General features: G+C 63.0%; 14 protein-coding genes. 6 read left to right on the forward strand and 8 right to left on the reverse strand.

Annotated elements, in window-relative coordinates:
* Positions 1 to 72 precede the first annotated feature (72 nt).
* The 4 genes from KHO30_RS37590 to KHO30_RS37605 form a co-directional block, all read right to left on the reverse strand.
* Positions 73 to 423 (reverse strand): c-type cytochrome, encoded by a 351-nt coding sequence (locus KHO30_RS37590; protein ID WP_200651905.1) that lies wholly within the window; start codon positions 421 to 423, stop codon positions 73 to 75.
* A complete protein-coding gene (locus tag KHO30_RS37595) occupies positions 420 to 1,214 on the reverse strand; it encodes a BON domain-containing protein (protein ID WP_200621021.1) in 795 nt (264 codons plus the stop codon). The genes KHO30_RS37590 and KHO30_RS37595 overlap by 4 nt, the downstream gene beginning before the upstream one ends.
* Before the next feature lie 26 nt (positions 1,215 to 1,240).
* Positions 1,241 to 1,828, reverse strand: coding sequence for a phosphoheptose isomerase (locus KHO30_RS37600; protein WP_211703946.1), 588 nt, complete (start codon positions 1,826 to 1,828; stop codon positions 1,241 to 1,243).
* 228 nt (positions 1,829 to 2,056) lie between these two features.
* Entirely contained in the window at positions 2,057 to 2,500 is a 444-nt protein-coding gene (locus KHO30_RS37605; RefSeq protein WP_425312942.1) for a YraN family protein, read from the reverse strand.
* Positions 2,501 to 2,537: 37 nt separating this feature from the next.
* Between KHO30_RS37605 and rsmI the strand changes: the two genes are divergently transcribed.
* Complete coding sequence (gene rsmI / locus KHO30_RS37610; RefSeq protein ID WP_200651907.1) at positions 2,538 to 3,416, forward strand: 16S rRNA (cytidine(1402)-2'-O)-methyltransferase; 879 nt, start codon at positions 2,538 to 2,540, stop codon at positions 3,414 to 3,416.
* Between the two features lie 210 nt (positions 3,417 to 3,626).
* Here rsmI and KHO30_RS37615 read toward each other — a convergent pair whose 3' ends face one another.
* A complete protein-coding gene (locus tag KHO30_RS37615) occupies positions 3,627 to 4,217 on the reverse strand; it encodes a septal ring lytic transglycosylase RlpA family protein (protein ID WP_372450125.1) in 591 nt (196 codons plus the stop codon).
* A gap of 638 nt (positions 4,218 to 4,855) precedes the next feature.
* Here KHO30_RS37615 and KHO30_RS37620 point away from each other — a divergent pair.
* The 3 genes from KHO30_RS37620 to KHO30_RS37630 all read left to right on the forward strand — a co-directional run bounded on the left by KHO30_RS37620 (position 4,856) and on the right by KHO30_RS37630 (position 6,675).
* Entirely contained in the window at positions 4,856 to 5,500 is a 645-nt protein-coding gene (locus KHO30_RS37620) for an MBL fold metallo-hydrolase (RefSeq protein ID WP_093644837.1), read from the forward strand.
* Positions 5,497 to 6,126, forward strand: coding sequence for a 3'-5' exonuclease family protein (locus KHO30_RS37625; protein ID WP_211703948.1), 630 nt, complete (start codon positions 5,497 to 5,499; stop codon positions 6,124 to 6,126). The genes KHO30_RS37620 and KHO30_RS37625 overlap by 4 nt, the downstream gene beginning before the upstream one ends.
* A gap of 90 nt (positions 6,127 to 6,216) precedes the next feature.
* Positions 6,217 to 6,675: an Lrp/AsnC family transcriptional regulator gene (locus KHO30_RS37630; protein ID WP_012431468.1), complete on the forward strand. Its 459-nt coding sequence runs from the start codon at positions 6,217 to 6,219 to the stop codon at positions 6,673 to 6,675.
* 14 nt (positions 6,676 to 6,689) lie between these two features.
* Here the strand turns inward: KHO30_RS37630 and KHO30_RS37635 are convergent, their stop codons facing one another.
* From KHO30_RS37635 to KHO30_RS37645, 3 genes are all read right to left on the reverse strand, one after another.
* Positions 6,690 to 7,928 (reverse strand): cation diffusion facilitator family transporter, encoded by a 1,239-nt coding sequence (locus tag KHO30_RS37635; protein ID WP_211703949.1) that lies wholly within the window; start codon positions 7,926 to 7,928, stop codon positions 6,690 to 6,692.
* A 258-nt stretch (positions 7,929 to 8,186) separates the two neighbouring features.
* On the reverse strand, positions 8,187 to 8,489 hold the full coding sequence (locus KHO30_RS37640) for an H-NS histone family protein (RefSeq protein ID WP_054037926.1): 303 nt from the start codon (positions 8,487 to 8,489) through the stop codon (positions 8,187 to 8,189).
* Between the two features lie 395 nt (positions 8,490 to 8,884).
* Positions 8,885 to 9,547, reverse strand: coding sequence for a HugZ family pyridoxamine 5'-phosphate oxidase (locus KHO30_RS37645; protein ID WP_211703950.1), 663 nt, complete (start codon positions 9,545 to 9,547; stop codon positions 8,885 to 8,887).
* A 125-nt stretch (positions 9,548 to 9,672) separates the two neighbouring features.
* Here KHO30_RS37645 and KHO30_RS37650 point away from each other — a divergent pair, with 125 nt between their 5' ends.
* The gene (locus KHO30_RS37650) at positions 9,673 to 10,884 is read left to right on the forward strand and encodes an MFS transporter (RefSeq protein ID WP_211703951.1); all 1,212 of its coding nucleotides are present in this window, start codon (positions 9,673 to 9,675) and stop codon (positions 10,882 to 10,884) included.
* A gap of 257 nt (positions 10,885 to 11,141) precedes the next feature.
* A complete protein-coding gene (locus KHO30_RS37655) occupies positions 11,142 to 12,746 on the forward strand; it encodes a collagen-like triple helix repeat-containing protein (protein WP_211703952.1) in 1,605 nt (534 codons plus the stop codon).
* Positions 12,747 to 12,751: the final 5 nt, after the last annotated feature.

Below are 12,751 nucleotides of genomic sequence, written 5' to 3' on the forward strand. Positions count from 1 at the left end.
TAGCACAGGCATTTTGCGTTTTGCCAAGCCCCCGCGGCGGTAAAACCCGGAGGCAAAAGGGGCGGCAAAACATCACCTGGACGGCGCGCCAGCCAGCACCCAATCGACCACTGTGCGAATATCCGCATCGCTCATCGACTGATGCGCCGGCATCGGAATCATCCCCCATACGCCGGAGCCCCCGTCCTTCACCTTGCGCGACAATTTTGCCGGCGCTTGCGCATCGCCCTTGTACTTCGTAGCGATCTGCTGGAACGACGGGCCGACCAGTTTGCGGTCTACCGCGTGACATCCCATGCAGGCATTCGAGTTAGCAACGATCTGACCACGCGGTGCATCGGCCGCACGTGCTGAAGAGGTAAAAGCGCCGGCCAACGCGCCAGCCATCAACATCGCTACAGCGAAAGCAACGCCCCGCGTCATGGCGTCGTCGCCTTCGGATTACCCGGATGCACGGCGTTCGAATTGGTGACCGGCGCCGGTGCCTGCTGATCGAGCGGACGCGAACTCACCGATGAATCGGGGATCGCGCCGACAGTCGGCGTGTTCGCGTCCGGCTGCGAAGCGGCAACCGGTGCGGTCGCCGCTGCAGCGGCCGCCGCCGCGGCTTCCTGCGGCTGAATGTACTGGAACACCTTCACGACCTGCACCACGCCCGGCACACGGCTCGCAACATCGGCGCCGCGATTGCCTTCGTCCATCGTGACAAGGCCCATCAGATACACCGAGCCGCGCTCGGCCACGACCTTGAAGTTGTTCGCCGAAATGTTCTTCTCGGCAATCAACGCGGTCTTCACGCGCGTCTCGAGGTAAGTGTCATTCGTGCGCGACGAGAACGAGCTGGCCGGCATGATCGCCAGTTCGTTGACGATCGTGTTGACGTTGTTCAAGCCACGCACGATGGACTCCGCGCGCTGCTTCGAGACGTCACCCGCCACTTCGCCGGTCAGCAGCACGCGGCGGTTGAACACCGTCACGTTGACGTGCGCGTTGTCGGGCAAGTTCTGGCTGATCTGCGACAGCGCCTTCACCTGCATCTCGCGATCCTCGGTCTGCGCGCCGAGCGTGCGCCGGTCGGTCGCCACCAGCGCGCCGCCGCCCGCCGCGCCGGCAACGGCGAGAAAGCAACCCTGCAACGTCGCGGACAGTCCCGCGGCGAACCCGACCACCAGCACGGTTCTCACCAGTGTCTTCTTGACGCGGAATACGCTCATCAACTAGCTCTCCTTCGGAATCAATCTCAGTCTTCGCCCAGCAACATGGCATCGATGCCGTCGCACAGACAATGGATGGTCAGCAAATGCACTTCCTGAATACGCGCGGTGCGATCGGACGGCACACAAATGTGGATATCGGTATCGCTCAGCACTTCCTGCATACGACCGCCGCCCTTGCCGGTCAGCGCGACCACGATCATTTCGCGCTCATGCGCGGCCTCGATCGCGGCCAGCACATTGGCGGAATTGCCGGACGTGGTGACGGCCAGCAGCACATCGCCGGGCTGGCCGAGGGCCCAAACCTGCTTCGAAAAAATCTGCTCGAACGAGTAGTCGTTGGCGATGGCGGTGAGCACGGAGGTGTCGGTGGTCAGCGCAATCGCCGGCAAGCCCGGGCGCTCACGCTCGAAGCGGCCGATCAGTTCGGCGGCGAAATGTTGCGCGTCGGCCGCCGAGCCGCCGTTGCCGCACGCAAGAATGCGGCTGCCGTTGGCAAGCGCGGCGAACATCGTGTCAATCGCTGCGGCGATCGGCATCGACAGGGATTCGAGGGCTTCGAGTTTGACTGCCGCGCTGTCGCGGAAGTGTTGTTGAATGCGTTCGACTGACATCGAGTCTCTAGTTTCTACCGCGAATAGACCGCAGTACGCGGCCGTGTTGTGAAGTCGTATTGCGAAGTCGTGCCGCTCTGATGAACCGTGCCGGCAACACAGTGTAGATGCGCAAAAACATCGCGAAATGCGCTATCCCGTCGCTGCTTTCCATACACCGGTGTGGTTCACGAGGTCCGCACGCGAGCGCAAGTTTATCGCACTCACGCCTGTTCTCCCCGCACTGCATCAGACTTCGTCGGCGCGAAACGCATCGCGCAGCCACACGAGCCGACCGGCTTCGAACGCAATTACGTCGAAACGGCACGCGGGCTCATCATGCGAACGCCTGCTGCGGGTTGCCAGGTAATGCCGCGCGGCACGCACGATCCGCTGCTTCTTTTGCCAGCCGATGCTCGCTGCCGCGCCGCCATAATGCTGCTGGGCACGCGCGCGAACTTCGACGAACACCAACGAACCGTCGCGGTCGCGCATCACCAGATCGATCTCGCCGCCCCGGCACAGCACGTTGCGCGCGACGAAACGCAAACGCTGCCGCTGCAAAAACTCCATCGCACGCGCCTCGAAAGCCGCGCCGACGAGTTTGGACCCGGTTGGTCTCGAAAAGTTGTGGCCGCCGGCCCGCGCACTCGCCTGCCCACCATCCGGTTCACGCGCCGCTGCGTGGCACAATGGCGGCCTCGTTCTGTCTGTCTGCGTCTTCTGCCTCATGACTCCTCTCTCCGAACTCGCGCAAGGGCAGCAGTACCCTGCCGCCGCGCTCTATGTGGTGGCCACGCCGATCGGCAATATCGCCGACGTCACGCTGCGCGCGTTGCATGTGCTCGGACTGGTGGACCGCATTGCCGCCGAAGACACCCGCAACACCGGCCAACTGCTCGCGCGCTACGGCATCTCGAAGCCGCTCGTCGCGGTTCATCAGCACAACGAGCGGGCCGCGGCGCTGCGCCTGATTGAGCATCTGCAAGCGGGCGAGCGCGTGGCCTACGTATCCGATGCGGGCACGCCCGGCATCTCGGACCCCGGTGCGAAACTCGTCGACGCGGTGCGCGAAGCCGGTTTCCCGGTCATTCCGCTGCCCGGCGCAAGCGCGCTCGCCACTGCCTTGAGCGCGGCCGGCGACTGGGTCGCGACGTTCTCGTTCCTCGGCTTCCTGCCGCCGAAGGCAAAAGCACGCGCCGCCGCACTGCAAGCGCTCGCGAACCATGCGCACGCGATGGTGTTCTACGAAGCGCCGCACCGGATCGTCGAAACGGTGCAGGCCATGGCGGACGCATTCGGCGGCGAGCGCAAACTGCTGATCGCACGGGAATTGACGAAGTTACATGAAGCGCTGCACCGCGGCACCCTGGCCGAAGGGCCAACGTGGCTCGCAGCCGATCCGAACCGGCAACGCGGTGAGTTCGTCCTGGTGGTGGAAGGCGCGCAGCCGGAAGCCGCGGGCGAACACGATCACGACGCGTTGCTGGGCATCCTGCTGGAAGAATTGACGGTGAGCAGCGCGGCAAAAGTTGCCGCGACCCTCACCGGCGCGTCGCGCAATGCGCTCTACACGCGCGCTTTGGCGTTGAAGAAAGACGAGGAATAAGGCGGACGAGAAGGGAGGTCCGCCAGCGGATCAGGCTCGCAGCACAAGCCAGGACCGAAAGGGATGAGCGGCTGCGTGCAGCCACGGTGGATGAGTAAAAGAAAAGGGCCGCGCGAAGCGGCCCTTTGTCTTTTGGCGAACAACGGCGCGAGTAGGCGCCACGTTGCCCGGCGTCACAAGCGCGTCAGAGACGCGCCCGCGGCCATTTCATTACTTCTCTGAGTTCGACGCCAGCGTTTCATTCATCTCAGCGCGTGCTTCCTGTCGCGTCAATCCTTCGATCTGAACGCGCGCGGTACCGGCGTGGCGCATGTCGAGCGCGGCGGCGGCGGCCATTGACAGATCGATGATCCGGCCACGCGCATACGGGCCACGATCGTTGATGCGCACGACAACCGAGCGCGAGGTGGCCGGATTGGTCACGCGAACATACGAGCCGAGCGGCAACGTGCGATGTGCCGCAGTCAGCGCGTGCATGTCGAAACGTTCGCCGTTGGCGGTACGGCGGCCATGGAACCCGCGGCCGTACCACGAGGCGCGACCGATCTGATGAAAGTCCGAAACGCTGGGACTGTCGTCAGTAAGCGGCTGCGCATCGGCCAGCGACGAGCCTTTGGCGGCTGCGCCGGATGCCGGCGCGCTACCGAAAGCTTGCGGGCCGAAGGAACCTGCCTGCGCATTCTTCGTGCTCAGCGGCGCGCCGCTGTCAGACGTGCTGCTCGCGCCCGGAGGCGTGGCACAGCCGGCTAGCACAAAAAAGGCAAAAAGAGTCCCCAGACCACGGGATAACCGAGTTTTCATAAGACGTGCAATCAAATTGTCGAGCCGCATCACGCGAAAAGTTGAGCGTGTTGCCTGCGACTCCGGCGGCAATGGACGACAACGCGCCGCGCAGAAAAGCGCAGTACGTCAAAGCCCGGATGCGGCTACCCAGCCGCTACCGCACGGTTAATTTTCACGTCTGGCGCAACCTGTCCCCGGCAGCCTGACCAGACCCCACATGCCGCCATCGAACGTGGCAAACACGTTCTTGCGCGCGGAACTCAGCGCGCAGGAACAGCGGCGTAGGCCCCACCCAGCGTCACGGCATTTAAGTCCGTTGCAGGCGCGCGGCGCCTGGCTGGGTAAGACGTGTGCATCGAATGCATCGATACCTGATGGCCGCCCAAAACCGCGACAGCCCATACTTGAGTGGCAATCCGCGTGCCCATTTTTGATGGGGACGCATCGCCGTGTGGCATGCACAATTCCTTGTGCATGGAGGCCATTATACCCAAAAGAAAATTTTGGGATGGCAAGCGACTGAAAACCTTGATGAATTTTCACTCTTGCTGCAAAAATGGGCAGCTCAAAGCCCGCTGCAGCGGGGCCTCAGCGCCCTCGACGAGCGTCGACGAGACGCCGGTACAATCAACGTTTTTCCAGCGGCGCCGTCATCCATGAAAGTCACCTTGATCCCCGTTACGCCGTTCCAGCAGAACAGCTCGCTGCTCGTTTGCGAGGCAACCGGGCGCGCGGCCGTTGTCGATCCAGGCGGCGACCTCGATGTCATCCAGGGTGAAATCGCGCGCCAGAATGTGACGGTCGAAAAAGTATTCCTCACGCATGGCCACATCGATCACTGCGCCGGCGCGAAGACGCTCGCCACGCACTACGGCGTACCGATCGAAGGTCCGCATCCCGACGAAAGTTTCTGGCTCGACAAGCTGCCGGACCAAAGCACGCGCTTCGGCTTTCCTGCTGCCGAAGCGTTCGAGCCGGACCGTTGGCTGCAAGACGGCGAGACCGTGCAATTCGGCGACGAAACCCTCGAGGTCTATCACTGCCCCGGCCACACGCCCGGCCACGTGGTGTTCTTCAGCCGCGCGCATCGGCTCGCATTGGTGGGCGACGTGCTGTTCGCCGGCTCGATCGGCCGCACGGATTTTCCGCGCGGCAATCACGCCGACCTGGTACACGCGATCCGCGAAAAACTCTGGCCGCTCGGCGACGACGTCACCTTCGTTCCGGGCCACGGCCCCACCTCCACGTTCGGCGCCGAACGCCGCACCAATCCGTATGTCGCCGACGGAGTCAAAGCATGAGCAGCGAAATCTACGTGAGCACCGATGTCGAAGCGGACGGCCCGATTCCCGGTCCGCATTCGATGCTCAGTTTCGCCTCCGCCGCGTACACGGAAGACAAGCAGCTGATCGCCACCTTCTCCGCGAATCTTGAATTGCTCGACGGCGCCACGCCGCATCCGGTGCAGGAAGCATGGTGGAAGACGCAGCCGGAGGCGTGGGAAGCCTGCCGCAAGGATTTGCAGGATCCGCAGGCCGCACTGACCGCCTATGTCGAATGGGTCGAGGCGTTGCCGGGCAAGCCGGTGTTCGTGGCGATGCCGGCCGGTTTCGACTTCACCTATATGTTCTGGTACATGATGCGGTTTGTCGGCCGCTGCCCGTTTTCGTGGTCGGCGCTCGATATCAAAACGCTGGCCTTCGCACTAACCGGCCTGCCGTACCGCAAGAACATCAAGCCACGTTTCCCGAAGCACTGGTTCGACGAACATCCCCACACGCATGTCGCGCTGGACGACGCGATCGAACAGGGCGCGCTTTTCTGCAACATGCTCAAGGATCTGCGCGCCGTTCAGGCGGCCACGCTGACGGCCGCTAAAGATGGGGACGGCTCAGGACAAAACGCCGCTGAGGAACCGGCAAATTAGGTAATCTCCCTCGCTGAAGCCGTTTTACATTGCGTTTCGTTTTCGAGACCTCTACCATGCGTTGATAGGGCGACGCCAACGGAGGCGCAGTTGACACTCGATACGTTCTCTCAAAAAATCCTGCGCCTGTTGCAGCTCGACGCACGCCGGTCCGTGCAAGAGATTTCCGACCAGGTCGGCCTGTCAAGCACCCCGTGCTGGCGCCGTATCAAGGATATGGAGCAATCAGGGGTGATCCAGCGCTACACGGCATTGCTGGATCGCGAAAAGCTGGGGCTACACGTCTGCGCGCTCGCGCATATCCATCTCACGCGCCACACCGAGGGCGGGGTCGAACAGTTCGAGCGGGAAATCGCGACCTGCCCGGAGGTCACCGAGTGCTACAGCACGACCGGCGAATCCGATTACATCCTCAAGATCGTCGCGCCGGACATCAAGGCGTACGACAGCTTTCTGCACGAACGCATCTTCAAGATTCCTGCCGTCGCGCAAGTGCGCACGAGCGTCGTGCTGCGCGAGATCAAATTCGATACGCAATTGCCGCTGTGAGACTGTAGCCGCGCTCACGTGGCGCTATGCGGCTGCTCAGCCTTGGCGCTGGCGTCGCCGGCCCCTGCTTCCGTCGAAACGCTGCTTTCGGCCTGCGGAGCGTCCACTCCCTGCAGCACGTTCAGCTTGCGGGCACCGAGGCGGCGCCTGAGCGCGTCCAGATCGACGCGAGCAAGGCATGGCTCATCGCTTTCGGCCGTGCGCGCGCCTGGCGCCGGCAGAACCACTTCGACATCGAGCCCCGTGCTCAAGTAATGCATATTGACCGACGCGGCCTTCACGCCACCCGCGGCGAGCGCCGCGTTGACTTCGGCGACGACCCGCTCCCGGGTCGGCAGATTGACGGGCGGGCGCGCCACCGCGTCGTTCTCCGGGTCGACATGGATCAACGCGTCAAGCACCCGGTTGTCTGCCAGCACGCGCAAGCGCGCCGATTCGGCGATGTAGTGCCCTTCCGATACCGAGATCAGCGGGTCGACCAGAATGTGCGCATCGACCAGCGCGAAGTCGCCCATCTTGCGGGTGCGCATTTCATGCACGTCGCGTACGCCGGGCGTCGCGAGCAATAGCGCGCGCATGTCGGCGGAGGTGGCTTCGTCGAGCGCGCGATCGGAAAGATCTTGCAGCGCGTCCCAGCCGAACATCCAGCCCATGCGCGCCACCATGAAGCCGACAATCGCCGCGGCGATCGGATCGAGCAGACGCACGCCTGCGAGGCTGCCGATGATGCCAATCGCGACCACCAATGACGAAGCGGCGTCCGAACGTGCATGCCATGCGTTCGCAATCAACATGGCTGAACGCACGCGTTGCGCTTCGCGCAGCATGTAGCGAAACAGGCTTTCTTTGGAAATCAGTACCAGCACAGCGACCGCGAGCGCGCTCATATGCACGGCGGGGATGCTTTGCAAATCGGCGAGACGTGTGCCGGCGCGCCACAACATACCAACGCCGACCACAATCAGCAGCGCACCCAAAAACAATGACGCAACCGTTTCATAGCGGCTATGTCCGTAATTGTGATCCGCGTCGGGCTTGGCGCCGCTGTGCCGATTAGCGATTAGCACGACAAAATCGGAAATCAGATCGGCTAACGAATGGATACCGTCGGCGACCAGCGCCTGCGAATGAGCAAACACGCCGATGACGATTTGCAGCGTCATCAGCACCGTATTGAGCGCAATACTGACAAAGGTACTTTTGCGCGCAACGCGATGTTTCTCGACGGACTGGACGGCGGCGGAGGAAGGCATCGCTGAAACAAAGGGAAGAGTTCAATACCTGCATTCTACCCGGCGCATCTCAATATGCGCTGGATAAACCACAAAAAAACCTTTTAAATCAGACGCTTATCTAAACGAAAAGCATTCGCGTTCCAGTTTCATGGAGCGCGTGCGACAAAGAGTCACGGCAATTTGCAGCGGAAATAAAAAAACCGCGCCCATGACGGTACGCGGTTTTTTTCTGGCAACAGCGGGCGCTATAGGCGCCACTGATTGACCGTAAAACTATTACTTCTGGATCAGAAATTTCTCACGGTCCAGACCTGCGATCCAGCGCGGGGGCTTGCCGCGGCCCGACCACGTGCTGCCGCTATCCGGGTCACGATACTTCGGCGCGACGCCTGCACGCGGACGACCGGCTTTAGCAGCCTTGGCACCACGGCCGCCACCGAGTTCAGTCAGCGAAATGCCGTAATCGGCCATTTTCTGCTTGATCTCATTCAACACTTCTGCATATTCACGCGACTTTGCTTCTTCGATCTGCTTTTCGAGCTTCTCGCGCTGTGCGAGTAGTTCCTTGTAGGAAGACATAGGTTCCCTTATGGATTGGATAAATGACTGCCAGTCTTAAGCCGGCTTGCCCTTTGAAGTGATCATGCCTCGGAATTTGATGGCGAGATTAACACAAAATAGAAAAACTACAAAAGCGGCGCCGTAAAATTAATCTCAATTCGTTTCAAAAAATTTCACGCCGACGCGGTGTTACGCGGACCCTTTCAAATAGGTAATTTTCGCATTCCGCTGAAAAACAGCGTCGCACATCAGACATTAATGAATTAACTATCAAAAAATGAAATTTAAGATAAGGAAATTGTCCCAACATTTCATGCGATGAAAGCTTTAACATGAAACGTCGGAACATATTACGAGCCACGCTCTGCCTTGTTATTGCGGCATGAGTGTTTTCCCCAAACAGCAATCGAAACTTAATTAGCGTGGCGCTGGATGCAATCTTCGAGCGCCGCATGCAAGGTTTCGGTATTGCGTTTCGCATCGTCGAAGACAAAACGGGTACGCACGCCGTCCAGCTTCAGATCAGCGCCATAGCGATCGACGCCGAGCAATTGAAGTCCACTGGCGCCCTGGGCATGAGCGGCGAAATATTCGATCAGCGCGTTTTCTTCGTCGAAGCCGAGTGGCGGCAGCGGATCGAGGTCGGCACCGGCGAGCCAGCCCATTGCGCCGAAGCCGCCTATGTAACGCAGCCGTTCGAGCTTCATCGCCCAGAACGTGAAATCGCCGAGAACCAGGTACCGTTCGGCGTCCGGGTGATAGCGCAGATAGCGCTGTACGACTTCGGGGGTCGAGTCGACCGGTTCGAACGTGCCGAGCAAGGTGACGCGCTGGCCGCTCAGCACGTCGCCGTCCGGTGCATCGACGACCAGAAAGCCGGCGCGCGGGTCAGCGTGCAGATTGTGCGTATGCTCGGCGAGCCGGCTCACGAGGATCGTCGGACGATGCTGCGGGTCCGGCGCGAACGGTAACACCGAAGGATAAGGAAAACCTTCCGGCTGACGCGCGTGAGTAGCGAGCGTACCGATAGCGGCGATATGAAGCAGATGCAGCGGAGCGTGAGCGGGAATATTCAAGTGCGCGTTCCTCGATGGCCAGGCTTCGGATCAATTCGCTCCAAGCATAAGACAGCGCGCTTCGTTAGAATCGGAAATTCGCTTTCAACGCGCTTTCTCGCGCGTTCTCCCTCCTTGAGATTTCCGTGTCCGACCGCTCCTCCGAATTCGTCACCCTCCCCGCTGCTCATCGCGATCTCTCCGGCACCGCGCGGCAGCGCGCCCGTGTCGCCACGATGGCGTTGTTCTTCATCGCCGGCATGATGTACGCGTCGTGGGGGGTGCACGTGCCGACAGTGCGCGACCGCTTCCATCTGAACGCGGCGATGCTCTCGTACGCACTGCTGGCTCTCGCCGGTGGCTCGATCGGCGCCATGGCGGCGAATGCGTCCTGGATTGCGCGGGTCGGTACGCGCCGGGCCTGTTTGACGGGCGGTCTGGTGATGTCGGCATGTGCGGCGCTGATCCTGATCGTGCCGGCTTACTGGATGTTGCTGGTCGTGCTGGCCGTCTTCGGCGCGGGCATGGCCACGCTCGACGTCGCGATGAACGCGGAAGCCAGCGCTGTGGAGAAAGCGCTCGGCCGGCCGATCATGTCGGCGCTGCACGGCATGTTCAGCGTCGGCGGGATGGCCGGCGCAGCGGTAGGCGGTCTCCTGTTGTCGCGTGGCATGGCACCGGCTGTGCATCTCACGCTGGCCGCGGCGATCAGCGCGCTGGTGCTGGTCGCGGCCTGCCCTTCCGTACTGCCGCACGTGCCCCACGCCGATCATCCCGACGCCGCCACGCCGCGCGCCAACCGCTGGCGCTCGCCGGCCTTATGGGCGCTCGGCGTCATGGCGCTGGTCGCGCTGATCGCCGAAGGGGCGATGTACGACTGGGCGACCGTCTACATGCGCGACGTCGTCCTGTCCACGCCCGCCCTCGCGAGCGCCGCCTACGCGGCGTTTTCGGGCGGCATGGCAGCGGCGCGGTTCGCCGGCGACGCCGTGCGCGCCCGCTTCGGCGCGCCGCAACTGGTGATGGCGAGCGCGTCGCTGGCCTGCGCGGGGATGATTGGCGCACTGCTGCTGCCGAATCCGGTCGTCGCCCTCGTCGGCTTCACGCTGATGGGTCTCGGCCTCGCCAACATGATGCCCGTGCTGTTTGCGGCGGCGGCAAGCGTCAAAGGCATTCACGCGGCCGAAGGACTCGCGCATGTCGCCGGGCTGGCGTACTTCGGGCTGCTGCTCGGACCGGTAATCATCGGCGCGGTGACGCAGGCGACCAGCCTGCCGATCGGGTTGTCAGTGGTGGCCGTGTGTTCGGCCCTGATCGCGGTCGCCGGTCCGAAGGTGCTGCGGCGTTTGAAGATCTGACGCAGACGCGCGCTGCTGTTGCGTCGGCGGGCGTCACGCCATATGAAAACCGGCGTTCTTACGTTACGTTACGCGAGGCCTACACGCTGATGTGTTCCCCGCCACATCGGTGACATCGGAACCTTCCCCGCTTCGCGCGCAGGCTCGCAACCTATTGATCTGTATGATTTTATTCTCTGCGTTGAGCATGCAAACATAAATGGCATAGGCCTTGCAGTTAGCTCCCCAGCAATTTTCAAATTACGGGGGAGCAGACCATGAATCGCAATTTCAAACTGTCGGCGATCGCCATGTGCGTGACGTCGATGATCTTACTGACCGGATGCGGAAGCACGTTGGTCAGACCGGGCGTTTCGAGCGGGTCGGGTAGCGGTTCCGGCAGCGGCTCAGGTTCCGGCTCGGGGAACGGAGGCGGAACGCCTACGCCTACGCCGACGCCGACGCCGACGCCGACGCCGACGCCGACGCCGACGCCGACGCCGACGCCGACGCCCACACCTACGCCCACGCCGACGCCAACTCCGACGCCCACACCAACCAGCGCCAATCCGATCGGCGTCGTCGTCCAGAACACCGGCAACGTGGTGACCGCGACCGGCCAAACCGTGTCTGCGATCGGCAACCAGATCGGCCTCACGCCGATCCCCGGCTCGAACCCGGCCACCTCGACCGCGCTCGGCAACGTCGTCTCGAATCTCGGCGCCGGTGTCACCGCAGTCGGCACGGGTGCAGTGAACGGCCTCGGCCAGCTCGGCAACTCCACCGATCCGCTCGGCACGACGCTGGCGAGCAGCGGCGGCCTCGTTTATAACGCCGGTCAGGCCGTCAACAGCGCCGGCCAGCTCGTGACGAGTCTCGGTAGCGGTCCCACCGCACCTCTCAGTCCGCTGACCACGCCGCTCGGCAGCACGGTCTCCACGCTCGGCATCGCAGTCAGCGGCCTTGGCACGCAACTGACCTCGCAGCTGACGAACGGTCCGATCCAGCAAGTGACGCAGACCGTCAGCACCGCGATCACGCCGATCACCGCCACGTTCGCGCAAACGACTCAAACCGTCGGCGATACGACCGGACTCGGCGCACCACTGAACGGTTTGCTGTCGACCATCGGTCACGGCCTCGACACCGCGGGCAGCCAGGTCAGCAACGCGACCAACAACCCGATCGGTCAGAACCTCGGCAATGTCGTGACCAAGCTTGGCGACACGGTCACGTCCGCCGGCGGCCTGCTGACCGCGGGCAGCACGAGCAGCGGCAACCCGCTGGGCGGCCTCACCGGCATCCTGAATCCGGGCGGAAGCGGCGGCACGACGGGCAATCCGCTGGCGCCGTTGACCAGCATTCTCACCGCGTTGCCCAGCACCTTGAGCGGCGGCCTGACCGGCGGCAGCGGTTCGGGCAGCCCGCTTGCGCCGATTACCAGCGTCCTTAGCACGGTGACCGGCAGTCTCGGTGGCCTCGGCGGCAGTTCAGGCAGCAGCCCGCTTGCACCGCTGACCAGCGTCCTCAGCACGGTGACCGGCAGTCTCGGCGGCCTCGGCGGTAGCTCAGGCAGCAGCCCGCTGGCACCGCTGACCGGTGTGCTGAACTCGGTCACGGGCGCATTGAGCGGCGCGACCGGTGGCAGCGGCGGCAGCGGCAGCCCGCTTGCGCCGGTGACGTCGGCGGTGTCGTCGCTGACAGGCGCGCTCGGGTCGGCCGCGGGTTCGGGCGGCACGGGCAGCACCAGCAACCCGCTTGCGCCGATCACTGGTCTGCTGGGCACTGTCACCGGCGCATTGACCGGTTCGGGGACTTCGACCGGCGGCACCACGGGCGGTGGCTTGCTCGGCGGTCTGGGTGGCCTGACGAGCAAGAAGTAACGAAT

Origin of the sequence: Paraburkholderia aspalathi, assembly GCF_905220735.1 — a bacterium.
GTDB lineage: Bacteria > Pseudomonadota > Gammaproteobacteria > Burkholderiales > Burkholderiaceae > Paraburkholderia > Paraburkholderia aspalathi.

Excerpts from the sequence above, each read along its gene's own strand:
- KHO30_RS37640 (WP_054037926.1), bottom strand. The coding sequence starts at position 8,489 with ATGTCTTCCTACAAGGAACTACTCGCACAGCGCGAGAAGCTCGAAAAG.
- KHO30_RS37590 (WP_200651905.1), bottom strand. The coding sequence starts at position 423 with ATGACGCGGGGCGTTGCTTTCGCTGTAGCGATGTTGATGGCTGGCGCG.
- KHO30_RS37600 (WP_211703946.1), bottom strand. The coding sequence starts at position 1,828 with ATGTCAGTCGAACGCATTCAACAACACTTCCGCGACAGCGCGGCAGTC.
- KHO30_RS37620 (WP_093644837.1), top strand. The coding sequence starts at position 4,856 with ATGAAAGTCACCTTGATCCCCGTTACGCCGTTCCAGCAGAACAGCTCG.
- KHO30_RS37595 (WP_200621021.1), bottom strand. The coding sequence starts at position 1,214 with ATGAGCGTATTCCGCGTCAAGAAGACACTGGTGAGAACCGTGCTGGTG.
- rsmI (WP_200651907.1), top strand. The coding sequence starts at position 2,538 with ATGACTCCTCTCTCCGAACTCGCGCAAGGGCAGCAGTACCCTGCCGCC.
- KHO30_RS37635 (WP_211703949.1), bottom strand. The coding sequence starts at position 7,928 with ATGCCTTCCTCCGCCGCCGTCCAGTCCGTCGAGAAACATCGCGTTGCG.
- KHO30_RS37655 (WP_211703952.1), top strand. The coding sequence starts at position 11,142 with ATGAATCGCAATTTCAAACTGTCGGCGATCGCCATGTGCGTGACGTCG.
- KHO30_RS37615 (WP_372450125.1), bottom strand. The coding sequence starts at position 4,217 with ATGAAAACTCGGTTATCCCGTGGTCTGGGGACTCTTTTTGCCTTTTTT.
- KHO30_RS37625 (WP_211703948.1), top strand. The coding sequence starts at position 5,497 with ATGAGCAGCGAAATCTACGTGAGCACCGATGTCGAAGCGGACGGCCCG.